This is a genomic window from Providencia sp. PROV076 (assembly GCF_028483405.1).
GTDB lineage: Bacteria > Pseudomonadota > Gammaproteobacteria > Enterobacterales > Enterobacteriaceae > Providencia > Providencia huaxiensis.
Genome location: NZ_JAMPRR010000018.1, coordinates 67,526 through 80,986 on the forward strand (window position 1 = coordinate 67,526; position 13,461 = coordinate 80,986).

The 13,461-nt window shown below is 42.6% G+C and carries 11 protein-coding genes; 8 read left to right on the plus strand and 3 right to left on the minus strand.

Features of this window, described 5'->3' with window-relative positions:
* Positions 1-76: 76 nt before the first annotated feature.
* From phoB to brnQ, 3 genes are all read left to right on the plus strand, one after another.
* Positions 77-766, plus strand: coding sequence for a phosphate regulon transcriptional regulator PhoB (gene phoB, locus PSF67_RS12720; protein ID WP_102139006.1), 690 nt, complete (start codon positions 77-79; stop codon positions 764-766).
* Between the two features lie 23 nt (positions 767-789).
* Positions 790-2,100, plus strand: a complete 1,311-nt coding sequence (gene phoR / locus PSF67_RS12725; RefSeq protein ID WP_102139007.1) for a phosphate regulon sensor histidine kinase PhoR — start codon at positions 790-792, stop codon at positions 2,098-2,100.
* A gap of 490 nt (positions 2,101-2,590) precedes the next feature.
* Positions 2,591-3,916, plus strand: coding sequence for a branched-chain amino acid transport system II carrier protein (gene brnQ / locus PSF67_RS12730; protein ID WP_206276471.1), 1,326 nt, complete (start codon positions 2,591-2,593; stop codon positions 3,914-3,916).
* Positions 3,917-3,982: 66 nt separating this feature from the next.
* On the opposite strand, the gene ggt is transcribed toward brnQ, so the two are convergent.
* The 3 genes from ggt to PSF67_RS12745 form a co-directional block, all read right to left on the minus strand.
* The gene (gene ggt, locus PSF67_RS12735; protein ID WP_102139009.1) at positions 3,983-5,749 is read right to left on the minus strand and encodes a gamma-glutamyltransferase; all 1,767 of its coding nucleotides are present in this window, start codon (positions 5,747-5,749) and stop codon (positions 3,983-3,985) included.
* Positions 5,750-5,988: 239 nt separating this feature from the next.
* A complete protein-coding gene (locus tag PSF67_RS12740) occupies positions 5,989-6,591 on the minus strand; it encodes a peroxiredoxin C (RefSeq protein WP_004905550.1) in 603 nt (200 codons plus the stop codon).
* Between the two features lie 231 nt (positions 6,592-6,822).
* Complete coding sequence (locus PSF67_RS12745) at positions 6,823-7,434, minus strand: acyl carrier protein phosphodiesterase (protein ID WP_166266679.1); 612 nt, start codon at positions 7,432-7,434, stop codon at positions 6,823-6,825.
* A 369-nt stretch (positions 7,435-7,803) separates the two neighbouring features.
* Here PSF67_RS12745 and queA point away from each other — a divergent pair, with 369 nt between their 5' ends.
* The 5 genes from queA (at position 7,804) to secF (ending at position 13,371) form a co-directional block, all read left to right on the plus strand.
* A complete protein-coding gene (gene queA / locus PSF67_RS12750) occupies positions 7,804-8,874 on the plus strand; it encodes a tRNA preQ1(34) S-adenosylmethionine ribosyltransferase-isomerase QueA (protein ID WP_102139011.1) in 1,071 nt (356 codons plus the stop codon).
* A gap of 89 nt (positions 8,875-8,963) precedes the next feature.
* Positions 8,964-10,091, plus strand: a complete 1,128-nt coding sequence (gene tgt / locus PSF67_RS12755) for a tRNA guanosine(34) transglycosylase Tgt (protein ID WP_102139012.1) — start codon at positions 8,964-8,966, stop codon at positions 10,089-10,091.
* A gap of 94 nt (positions 10,092-10,185) precedes the next feature.
* Entirely contained in the window at positions 10,186-10,518 is a 333-nt protein-coding gene (yajC, locus tag PSF67_RS12760; RefSeq protein ID WP_004905542.1) for a preprotein translocase subunit YajC, read from the plus strand.
* 26 nt (positions 10,519-10,544) lie between these two features.
* On the plus strand, positions 10,545-12,392 hold the full coding sequence (gene secD, locus PSF67_RS12765) for a protein translocase subunit SecD (RefSeq protein ID WP_166266681.1): 1,848 nt from the start codon (positions 10,545-10,547) through the stop codon (positions 12,390-12,392).
* Between the two features lie 10 nt (positions 12,393-12,402).
* On the plus strand, positions 12,403-13,371 hold the full coding sequence (secF, locus tag PSF67_RS12770) for a protein translocase subunit SecF (protein ID WP_195698213.1): 969 nt from the start codon (positions 12,403-12,405) through the stop codon (positions 13,369-13,371).
* The last annotated feature ends 90 nt before the right edge of the window (positions 13,372-13,461 follow it).

The window sequence follows — 13,461 nt, forward strand, 5'->3', positions numbered from 1 at the left end:
ATTCATAATTCTGTCATAAAAGTGACGCATAATGCTTTCACATTTTAAATGTCTTCTTAATTTTACAGGAACAATCATGGCAAGACGCATTCTAGTTGTTGAAGATGAAGCGCCCATCCGAGAAATGGTTTGTTTTGTATTAGAACAGAATGGTTTTCAGCCTATTGAAGCTGATGATTATGACAGTGCGATTGCACAACTCGTTGACCCGCTACCTGACCTCGTACTACTGGATTGGATGATCCCCGGTGGCTCTGGGATCCAAGTCATTAAACATATGAAACGTGATAGCGCAACACGTGACGTTCCTGTCATGATGTTAACTGCACGAGGAGAAGAAGAAGACCGCGTAAAAGGTTTGGAAGTTGGCGCGGATGACTATCTTATTAAACCATTTTCACCGAAGGAATTAATTGCTCGGGTAAAAGCAATCTTACGTCGTATCTCCCCAATGGCGACGGAAGACATTATTGAAATGAATGGGTTAATGTTAGACCCTACCTCTCATCGTGTCACCAGCAATGAAATCCCTATCGATATGGGCCCAACTGAATATAAATTACTCCATTTCTTTATGACTCACCCTGAACGCGTATATAGTAGAGAACAGCTATTGAATTATGTATGGGGTGCCAATGTGTATGTGGAGGATAGAACTGTTGACGTGCATATTCGGCGGCTAAGAAAGGCACTAGAGACGGAAGGCCATGATAAAATGGTACAAACTGTACGTGGTACAGGTTATCGTTTTTCTGTCCGTTACTAAAAACCACAAAGGGAGAGCCATGCGTGCTTGAACGTTTATCGATTAAGCAGCTGATTTGGGGGCTGTTTTTATTTATCTTACCCGCCCTTATCTTATCGGTTTTTATTGGCCACCTAGCGTGGCTATTAGTGATCTCGCTACTTGCTGCACTGATATGGCATGGGTATAACTTGCTCAAGCTTTCTTACTGGTTATGGTTAGATAGAAGTATGCTCCCCCCCGAAGGGCGAGGTGGGTGGGAACCGATATTTTATGGTATCTACCAGATGCAGCAACGTAATCGAAAACGCCGTCGTGAATTAGGTCAGTTAATTAAACGGTTTCGTAGTGGTGCAGAATCACTACCTGATGCCGTCGTAATGATGACAACCGAAGGGAATATCTTTTGGTGTAATCGCCATGCTCAGGCTTTACTCGGCTTCCGTTGGCCTGAAGATAACGGACAGCATATTTTTAATTTATTACGTTACCCAGACTTTAGCCGCTACTTCACCATTAAACGTTATGACCAAGCGCTAACTATTGAGCTCAATAGTGGTGAAATCGTTGAGTTTCGTATCTTGCCGTATACCGAAGGGCAGTTATTGATGGTTGCGCGGGATGTGACAGAAAAACGTCGTTTGGAAAAGGCGCGTAGGGACTTCTTTGCAAATGTGAGCCACGAATTACGGACGCCTCTTACGGTTATTCAAGGTTATCTTGAGGTGATGGACGACCAAGAAAACGTGACTGCGGTTAATAAGAAAGCACTGCATGTCATGCAAGAACAAACGCACCGTATGGATAACTTAGTTAAACAGCTTTTGCAGTTGTCACGTATCGAAGTTGCTCCTCAAATTAACCTTGATGAGCAAGTGAATATCCCTGTTACTCTCAAAATGATTGAACAAGAAGCACTCAGTTTAAGCCAAGGGCGCCACCAGTTTGAATTTCATGTTGATGAAAAATTGCGTGTCCATGGTAATGAAGAACAATTACGAAGTGCAGTGGCAAATTTAGTCTATAACGCGATTAGCCATACGCCTGAGGGCACAAAAATTTGGGTTGATTGGCAAAGAAGTGGGCAAGGGGCTCGCTTTAGTGTGAGAGATAACGGGCAAGGGATACCTGCAGAGCATATCCCTCGTTTAACGGAACGTTTTTATAGGGTAGATAAAGCGCGCTCTCGCCAAGGCGGTGGAGGTACTGGCCTTGGGTTAGCTATTGTTAAACATGCATTACAACATCATAGCAGCCAATTGGTGGTGACAAGCCAATTAGGTAAAGGTAGTGAGTTTTCATTTACTTTACCGCCAGTGCTAATTGTTGATGATAAAAAACTTAAAAGTGAGTAAATGAATCCACTTTATTAATATAATCAAGGTATTAATGAAGTGGATTATTTCTATTTATCAATGCATTTATGTGTTCCATTCAAAATATATATATTTAATGCTGATAATTGCCATCATGTTAATTATATGCTCTGTTAAATAATCAATTATAATCACCAGAAAAAGATGAGTTGTTCATTTTTCGAGCAAAGCATATAACGAGTATTGGGATTTTACTGAAAGTAATCACTAGTTCTGAAAATTAGTTTAGTTATTTATTCTTGTTTTTAGGTTTGCTATTGCCTTTTTGCCCTATAAAAGTTCTACTTGTTGTCAGTTATTGGCGAATTTTTCTGTTTTTTGACTTTTCATTTCGTGTGATACAAGCAAATATACTTTTTTATATTGTTAACAGTATGTTTATCAGAATTCTATATCGCTATATATATTTCAAAGGGTTGCTAAGTGTAAACCCATAATTTTCTATTTTGTCACTTAAAAATAACATAATATGGCTCATCGTTTATCATCAAGAGATATCATCGCATTAGGCTTTATGACTTTTGCGTTATTCGTCGGGGCAGGGAACATTATCTTTCCCCCTATGGTTGGTTTGCAGGCAGGGGAACAAGTTTGGACTGCCGCACTAGGTTTTTTGGTTACTGGTGTGGGTCTACCTGTTTTAACGGTTATTGCGCTGGCTAAAGTAGGTGGGGGCATTGAAGCGCTCAGCACGCCTGTCGGCAAAACAGCAGGGTTACTACTAGCGGTTGTTGCTTATTTGTCTGTAGGGCCGCTATTTGCCACACCAAGAACGGCAACTGTGTCCTATAAAGTCGGCATCGCACCTTTATTCGGTGGTGAGTCCGATTTGCTGTTACTGATCTACAGCGTGGTTTACTTCGTTCTCGTTATCGGTATTTCATTATACCCAGGAAAATTGCTCGATAGCGTTGGGCACATTTTAGCGCCTGTAAAAATGTTAGCTCTGGCTATTTTGGGTATTGCGGCTGTTATGTGGCCAGCGGGGGACCCGATCCCTTCTACAATAGAATACCGTGAGATGGCTTTCTCGAACGGCTTTATCAATGGTTACCTGACAATGGATACCCTCGGTGCGATGGTATTTGGTATCGTTATTGTTAATGCGGCGCGTTCAAGGGGTATCGAAAATTCTTCATTATTAACCCGTTATACTATGTGGGCAGGGTTAATTGCAGGGGTATTATTAACGCTGGTCTATTTGTCACTGTTTAAGTTAGGTGAGAATAGTGGTTCGTTAATTCCAAACCCTGCGGATGGCGCTGATATTTTACATACCTATGTCCAATATACTTTTGGTAATTATGGTAGCTTCTTCCTTGCGGTATTAATCTTTGTTGCTTGTATGGTAACGGCTGTAGGCTTAACGTGTGCTTGTGCAGAGTTCTTTAGCCGCTATGTACCGATCTCTTACCGTAAACTGGTGCTGATCCTGGGTGTGTTCTCTATGGTGATCTCAAACTTAGGTTTAAGTAAGCTAATCGCCTTCTCATTACCGGTGCTAGTTTCAATTTATCCACCTTGTATCGTATTAATTTTATTAAGCTTTACTTTGAAGTGGTGGAAAAACCCTACGATAGTGATTGCACCGACAATGTTAGTCAGTTTTGTGGTTGGTTTAATTGGTGCGGTAAAAGCGTCAGATCATCTTAAAGGTTATATCCCTGAATGGATGACCGCAATGCCACTGTATAAACAAGATTTAGTCTGGGTATTACCCACTATTGTTGTGATGGTTATTGCGATTTTATGCGATAAGTTGGTATCGCCATCAGTACAACATAAACAAGCTTAATTGTTTGATATTATTAAAAAAGGAGCTGAATAGCTCCTTTTTTTCTATTTCTATTTTATTTGCCCGTTAATCAACCCCAACAGCGCTACCTGCTGGACGGCGTACATCGTTAGAGCCATAAATAAAACCTTCGCGTACTTTTCCAGATACAGCTGAATCATTACCAGATGATTTAGCACTGACGCCCGCGCCTTCTGGGATCGCGACCATAATCAACTCAGCGGCACCCCATGGTGTTTGTTCAACCATCTTGTATCCCATTTTGTCCAGCAGCGCTAAGGTGTCTTTAGAAACGCCTCTTTGCTCATAATAAACCTCGTCAGGGAGCCACTGGTGGTGAATGCGTGGTGCATTAACCGCTTCTTGTGGCGGCATACCATGGTCGATAATATTTAAAGCGGTTTGCAGCGTAATTGAAATAATCCGTGAGCCTCCCGGCGAACCGAGAACTAAAAATACCTTGCCATCTTTCGTCACGATAGTCGGGCTCATGGAGGATAATGGGCGTTTACCCGGTGCAATAGAGTTGCGTTCCCCTTGTACTAAGCCATATAAATTCTTCTCGCCGACTTTCGTGGTGAAATCATCCATTTCATCGTTTAAGAAGAACCCTGTCCCCGGAGGGATAACGACAGAACCAAACCGGCCATTAATCGTGTAAGTCGTTGAAACAGCATTTCCTTTTTCATCTACTACAGAGTAATGCGTTGTCTCTGGTTTTTCGTGTGGCCCTATTCCCGGTTGAACTTGGGTTGATGGCGTTGCTTGATTGGGTTTGATTTCTTTACGTAACTCTTCCGCATAGGCTTTACTCAGTAATTTTTCCGTCGGGTTATCGACAAATTTAGGGTCACCTAAGAAGGTATTTCTATCCATGTAAGCATGGCGCATTGCTTCTGTAAGAGTATGAATATAGTCCGCAGAGTTAAAGCCCATTTCTTTGAGGTCATACCCTTCTAAGATATTAAGCGTTTGGCAGATAGTTACCCCGCCTGAACTAGGAGGTGGTGCTGAAATAAATTGATATCCTCTATAGGTGCAGCTCACTGGCGCTGTATCAGTGATGGTAAAATCCGCAAAATCTTTTGCTGTCAAAATCCCGCCATTTTTCTTGGACGCTTCTTCAACAATTTTGGGGATTTCTCCTTCATAAAAGGCAGATGGGCCATTTTTGGCAATTTTTTCTAGTGTGTTAGCTAAATCGGTTTGGACTAATAAGTCGCCTGGTTGGAAGGCACTGCCATCTGGTTTTAAGAAGATACGCGCGACTTCTGGGTCTTGTTTAAAACGTTCTGTTGTGGTGTCGAGAACATCGGTATCTGCACGGGTTAGAGTAAAACCTTCCCTTGCTAATTTGATAGCAGGAGCCATCACCTGCTGGCGGCTCATCGTACCATATTTTTCTAAGGCATAATCGAGGCCTTTGACTGTTCCGGGTACGCCAGATGCGAGGTAGCCATACAAGCTGGCATCTTTGATAAGCTGACCATCTTTATCTAGATACATATCTGCGCTAGCGGCACCGGGGGCAGTTTCTCTAAAGTTGATGAATAAATCTTTGCCATCGGCTAGGTGAATGGTCATAAAGCCACCACCACCGATATTGCCACAACAAGGGTTAACAACCGCTTGTGCATACCCTACCGCAACCGCTGCATCAATGGCATTGCCGCCTGACTTTAGAATATCAGCTCCAATTTGTGATGCTAAGTGTTGGGAAGAAACAACCATGCCTTTTTTCGCTTCAACCGCAGGTTCGGAGGCGGCATATAGTTGACTGGTAAGGAATAAGGAAAGAAGTAGAACCGCAGGGCGTAATGATGTTTTTATCATTCGTATCTCCCAGTTAAGGTTAATTGAGGTGTTCTATTGCACAAATATTCAATATGAATAATTTGTTAATTATTTGTGTTTTTAATGTATAGCACACAATAATACAAAACATTGAGTATTTGAGTTAAGAATTGTTAACTGAGTGGAATAATTGCGAGTAGGAAGAGAAAAGATAGACTTGGTTCACAAAAAGTAAAAAGCGGGCTTAATGCCCGCTTTTCAAAAACTCGCGTAACGAATTACAGTTTTGCAGAGTTTTTAGTCAGGTAGTCAGCAACGCCTTTTGGAGATGCATTCATACCTTCTTGGCCTTTTTCCCACTGAGCTGGGCAAACATCACCGTGCTCTTCGTGGAATTGCAGCGCGTCAACCATACGCAGCATTTCGTCAATGTTACGGCCTAATGGCAGGTCATTAACGACTTGGTGACGGACAACGCCGTTTTTGTCAACGAGGAAAGAACCACGCAGTGCAACGCCTGCATCTGGGTGTTCGATACCGTAAGCTTTGATGATTTCACGTTTGATATCAGCAACCATTGGGTATTTAACTTCACCAATACCGCCGTTATCGACAGGTGTTTTACGCCATGCGTTATGAACAAACTCAGAGTCAAAAGAAACACCAACAACTTCTACGCCACGTTTTTTGAATTCTTCGTAGCGGTGGTCGAATGCGATCAGTTCTGACGGACAAACGAAAGTAAAGTCCATTGGCCAGAAGAAGATCACAGCTGGACGGCCGTTCAGGTGGGTTTTCAGGTTGAAGTTATCAACAATTTCACCATTACCTAAAACAGCTGCAGCAGTAAAGTCAGGGGCTTGACGTGTTACCAGAACCATAATTTACTCCTATGAGTTTGAATTAAAGTTTTTTGTCCTGTCTATTTATCACCGATGATTTAATCACTGATAAATAATGTGGACATAGACTTCTAAAAGAATAGAAAAATATCTTTTGATAATAAAGACATTTAAACCGATTATTGTGATAGGTTTTGACTATCAATAATACTGGTTTATCAAATTAATATCAATAAGATAGTTTTATTCCACTAAAGTGCAAGCTTTAATTTATTCCTTTGTGTTAATTGTGACACTCTGTACAAAAAAATGTTGCAGCGCATTGGCCATCATTTGTGGGTAAAATTGAAAAAAAATATTTTCCAACGCATCATACTGCAATAAAAAGTCGTTAAATGAACCACTTAACGCACTGAGCTTGGGGCGCCGTTTTGCCATTCCATTGAGTGATTTTCCAATATAATTCTTATCTGCGTAGTGTATCAGCCACTGTTGGGGCCAAAGATATTCATTTAGCTCCTGAAACTTTTCAGGGGTATGACAAAGCTGAGGCTCAATTATTTTTCGGCAGTCCCGTACAAAGTCCGCTAGCGGTATTGATGGCTCAATAGTTGACCAATGCAAAGATAAAAAATGGTCCCAAACTAAATCTAATGTAATAGGAGCGACCCGACGGTATTCCTCGCGAAACAGTAGTTTAGCTTCTTTGACTAAAGGGTGGGTATCTGTAATGCGGTCGACGGCTCGATGCATAAAGATACCAGAGACAATGTCGGATGAATAAAGGCCCGTAGGGTTACCGCGGACGTAGTCAGCCATGATGTTGCCGAGCAAGGAGCTGTCAGCGAGGTGGGCCAGGTGGAGGTGAGCTAGGTAATTCATCCTTCTATGATATACCCGATGCCTTTCAAATTATAGCCGTGTTAGCTGCACAAACCGACCCTAGTCACATACTGATGTATGCTCCTAGGGATCAATTTGCTTGCTGCCTTGCTCTAATTCGAAATTCATGGGGTATATTTATTTAGTAGAAAAAGAAAAAGAAAAAAGACGGAAGTTAATGTGTCATAAAAGTTGAGTAAAATTGAAATAATTCATTCTTTGAATGGATAAATAGCGTACAGAATTTTTTACTAACAAAATATTTGTTAAATAATGGTGTTTTTTTGTGCGATTTTGCGCTTATTTCTTGCGCCAAAGTCGGTGCGGCACTAGACTAGTCGCCTGTTTTTTTAGATTGATGTCAATACAATGCGTGTTTCTGATTTTACTTTTGAATTACCTGAAGAACTAATTGCCCATTATCCACAGGCTGAGCGTAGCGCTTGCCGCTTATTAAGCTTAGATGGTGGCTCAGGGCAGCTCACGCATGGTGTTTTTACCGATATTCTAGAAAAATTGGAGCGCGGTGACTTGCTGGTGTTCAATAACACTCGCGTGATCCCTGCACGGTTATTTGGGCGTAAAGTTAGCGGCGGTAAAATTGAAGTTTTGATTGAGCGTATGTTGGATGAACACCGCGTACTTGCTCATGTTAGGGCATCAAAAGCACCAAAAGAAGGGGCTGAATTACTGCTAGGCGAAGATGAAAGCGTGAAGGCAACGATGGTTGCACGTCATGGTGCATTGTTTGAACTACGTTTCGACGATGAACGTGATGTATTAAGCATTCTAAACCAAATTGGTCATATGCCTCTGCCGCCTTATATCGATCGCCCTGATGAAGAGTCAGATAAAGAACTTTATCAAACCGTGTATAGCGAAAAACCGGGTGCTGTGGCAGCACCAACGGCAGGCTTGCACTTTGATGAACCGTTACTTGAAGCATTGCGCCAAAAAGGCGTAGAAATGGCGTTTGTGACATTGCATGTGGGAGCCGGTACTTTTCAACCTGTGCGTGTTGATACTATCGAAGATCACATTATGCATTCGGAATATGCAGAAGTGCCACAAGAGGTCGTAGACGCTGTTTTAGCCTGTAAAGCACGAGGCAATCGCGTTATTGCTGTTGGAACGACGTCTGTTCGGTCGCTAGAAAGTGCCGCAAAAGTGAGCCAAGGTGCTTTAATTGCTCCATTTTTTGATGATACCCAAATCTTTATTTACCCTGGGTATGAATATCAGGTGATAGATGCGCTAATCACCAACTTCCACTTACCTGAATCTACATTAATTATGTTGGTTTCTGCGTTTGCTGGATACAAAAACACCATGAATGCGTATAAAGAAGCGGTGGAACAAAAATACCGTTTCTTTAGTTACGGTGATGCGATGTTCATCACGCCGAATGCGCATGCCAGTTCCGAGAAAATTGGTGAGTAATCAGTTTTAAGCGGTGGCAGCAGCTGCTTGCTTAGCAAATTAATATTATCGATAGCAACAGACTGTTTTTCTGCTGCTAGGAGGCAAATGTGAAATACGAATTACAGACGACCGATGGCAATGCACGCCGTGGTCGCTTAGTGTTTGAGCGCGGCGTGGTGGAAACCCCTGCATTTATGCCAGTAGGAACCTACGGTACGGTTAAAGGCATGACTCCCGAAGAAGTCAAAGAGACTGGCGCGCAAATCTTATTGGGGAATACTTTCCACCTGTGGTTACGCCCAGGTCAAGAAATCATGAAGTTACATGGTGACCTCCATGACTTTATGCAATGGCAAGGCCCAATTTTGACCGACTCAGGTGGTTTTCAGGTCTTTAGCCTTGGTGCGATGCGCAAAATTAAAGAAGAAGGTGTGCACTTCCGTAACCCTATCAACGGTGAAAAGGTCTTCTTAAGCCCTGAAAAGTCGATGGAAATCCAGTATGACCTCGGCTCAGACATTGTCATGATTTTTGACGAATGTACGCCATACCCTGCGGATTGGGACTATGCAAAGACATCAATGGAAATGTCGCTGCGTTGGGCTGCACGTAGCCGTCAACGTTTTGACGAACTGAACAACAAAAATGCACTGTTTGGTATCATTCAAGGCAGTGTTTACGAAGATTTACGTGATATTTCAGTTAAGGGGCTGGTGGAAATCGGCTTTGATGGGTACGCTGTAGGCGGCTTAGCCGTAGGCGAACCGAAAGAAGATATGCACCGTATTTTAGAACATGTTTGCCCGCAAATTCCGGCAGAAAAACCACGCTATTTAATGGGCGTAGGAAAACCGGAAGACTTAGTGGAAGGTGTTCGCCGCGGTATTGATATGTTCGATTGCGTGATGCCAACGCGAAATGCACGAAATGGACATTTATTTGTGACAAATGGCGTGGTAAAAATTCGTAATGCTAAGTATAAATCAGACACATCAACACTGGATGCTGATTGTGACTGCTATACTTGTCGTCATTATAGCCGTGCTTACCTGCATCACCTTGATAGATGTAATGAAATTCTTGGTGCAAGGCTCAATACCATTCATAATTTACGTTATTACCAACGCTTGATGGCCGGTATTCGCCAAGCCATTGAAAATGGGAATTTTGAAGAGTTTGCTAAAGATTTTTACCAAAAGATTGGTAAACCCGAACCTTCATTAAATATCGAGTGAATTTAAGTGCGAAATGCCACTAATCTGTGTAGCATATCAAACTTAGCTTTTTTGTATGTAAAATTGCTTTCAATAAAACAATGAGGAAAGTTGAATGAGTTTTTTTATTTCTGAAGCAGCGGCATCAGCAGGTGCACCAGCGCAAGGTAGTCCATACACGATGGTTATCATGCTTGTTGTTTTCGCGCTGATCTTCTATTTCATGATTTTGCGTCCACAGCAAAAACGTGCGAAAGAACACCGTAAATTGATGGAATCTATCACTAAAGGTGATGAAGTTTTAACAACTGGTGGTTTAATCGGACGTGTAACTAAAGTGTCTGAAACCGGTTATGTGGTTCTTGAGCTGAGTGAGAACACAGAAGTAACCATCAAACGTGATTTCGTTGCTGCTGTTTTACCTAAAGGCACAATGAAAGCAATTTAATTCTGATTCTCCCGAAGGGAACTGCCGTGCTAAACCGTTATCCTTTGTGGAAGTATCTGATGTTGATCTGTGCGATCCTCATCGGTTTGCTTTATGCGCTTCCAAACCTATATGGTGAGGATCCGGCTGTTCAGATCACTGGCGTGCGGGGAACCGCCGCCAATGAACAAACGCTGATCCAAGTCCAAAAATCGTTAAAAGACGATAAAATTGAGAGTAAATCTATCTCTCTAGAAAATGGGGCGATTTTAGCCCGATTCAACAACTCTGATGTTCAGTTACGTGCGCGTGAAGTGATCATGAATGCACTGGGTGACCAGTATGTTGTTGCATTAAACCTTGCACCTGCAACGCCTAAGTGGCTTGAAGCTGTCGGTGGTGAACCGATGAAGCTTGGTCTTGATCTGCGTGGTGGGGTTCACTTCCTGATGGAAGTTGATATGGACACTGCATTAGGTAAATTGCAGGAACAAAACATGGATGGTTTGCGTAATGACCTGCGTCAAGAAGGCATTGCGTACTCTTCTATTCGTAAAGGCAATGATTACAGCGTGGAAGTTCGCTTCCGTAACGCGGATGATCGTAGCCAAGCTGAAAAAGCATTGTCTCGTAAATACCCAGACTTAGTCTTTAGTGATGGCAGCGATAACACTATGATTGCTGTTATGACCGACGAGCGCTTACGTGAAGCACGTAACTATGCTGTTTCTCAGAACATTACTATTATTCGCAACCGTGTAAACCAATTAGGTGTTGCGGAGCCACTTGTTCAACGCCAAGGTGCTGACCGAATTGTCGTTGAATTACCGGGTATTCAAGATACCGCTCGCGCAAAAGAAATTTTAGGTGCGACTGCGACATTAGAATTCCGTTTGGTGAATACTTCAGTCGATTCTTCAGCAGCAGAAAGTGGCCGTGTACCAGGTGACTCAGAAGTTAAATATGACCGTGAAGGCATGCCTTACGTGTTATATAAGCGTGTGATCTTAACGGGTGACCATATTACCGATTCAACCTCTGAAGCGGATGAAAATGGTCAACCACAAGTGAGTATCAGCCTAGATAGTGCTGGTGGCTCTATCATGTCTGACTTTACGCGTGATAACCAAGACAAGCTGATGGCAACGCTGTTTGTTGAATACAAAGACAGTGGCAAAAAAGACGCAACAGGCCGTTCAATTTTGGTGAAAGATGAAAAAGTCATCAATGCGGCACGTATTTCTGCGCGTTTTGGTAGTAAATTCCGTATTACCGGTATTACTAACGGCACTGAAGCTCGCCAGCTTTCATTACTGTTACGTGCGGGTGCGTTGATTGCACCAATCCAAATTGTTGAAGAACGAACCATTGGTCCAACACTGGGTATGCAAAATATCGAGCAAGGGCTAAAAGCTTGTATCGCAGGTCTGTTAGCTTCTATCCTATTTATGATTATTTACTATCGTAAATTTGGTTTGATTGCGAGTAGTGCGCTGTTGGCAAACTTGGTGTTAATTGTTGGTGTAATGTCCTTATTACCGGGCGCGACACTCACCATGCCAGGTATAGCCGGTATCGTGTTAACCCTTGCGGTTGCCGTCGATGCGAACGTTCTTATCAATGAGCGGATAAAAGAAGAGCTGCGAAATGGGCGGTCTGTCCAGCAAGCGATTCATGAAGGCTATAAAGGCGCCTTCTCAAGTATTACAGACGCAAACTTAACGACACTTATCACTGCGATTATTCTTTATGCAGTGGGTACTGGGTCGATTAAAGGCTTTGCGATTACGACAGCGATTGGTGTCGCAACCTCTATGTTTACAGCTATCGTCGGTACACGTGCTATCGTGAACCTGCTTTACGGCGGTAAACGTATTAACAAGCTGTCAATTTAAGGAGCACGTTGTGGCACAGGATTATACTGTTGAACAATTGAACTATGGTCGTAAAGTCTATGACTTTATGCGCTGGGACAACGTTGCTTTTAGTATTTCTATCGTATTACTGATTGCTTCTTTTGTGATTATTGGCGTCAAAGGTTTTAACTGGGGCTTAGATTTCACTGGTGGTACGGTCATTGAAATCAACTTAAGTCAGCCAGCTGATTTGGATAAAATTCGTGATAGCTTGTCTAACTCGAACCATAAAGATCCATTAATCCAAAACTTTGGTAGCAGCCGCGACATCATGATCCGCATTCCGCCAATTGAAGGCACTGCGGGTCAAGAAGTTGGGAAAGAAATTATCACAATCATCAACCAGAGTGTAGATGATAAAGCAACCGTTAAGCGTATTGAATTCGTTGGGCCGAGTGTCGGTGCTGAGTTGGCGCAAACAGGGGCTTTGGCTCTGTTAACTGCGTTGATTTGTATCTTGATTTATGTCGGCTTCCGTTTTGAATGGCGCTTAGCTGCGGGTGCGGTATTGTCACTCGCGCATGACGTGATAATTACTTTAGGAATTCTGTCTCTGTTCCATATTGAGATAGATATGACTATCGTGGCATCATTGATGTCGGTTATCGGTTACTCACTGAACGACAGTATCGTTGTATCAGACCGTATCCGTGAGAACTTCCGTAAAATTCGCCGTGGTACACCATATGAAATCATGAACGTCTCTTTGACGCAAACATTGAGCCGTACCATCATGACATCAGCCACCACATTATTAGTGGTTCTGATGCTGTACCTATTTGGCGGTGCAATGCTGGAAGGCTTCTCATTGGTTATGTTAATCGGTGTAACTATCGGTACTATCTCATCTATTTATGTGGCTTCTGCATTAGCACTGAAGATGGGTATGAAACGTGAACACTTGATGCAAGCGAAAGTCGAAAAAGAAGGCGCAGACCAAGAGTCATTACTGCCTTAGTTTTAAAAACGATGAATAACTAAGTCAATTAGCACTCAAAATAGTTCGTGTTGTGAGTAGGCAGCAAGTGAACGATATCCCTAGGAGCAT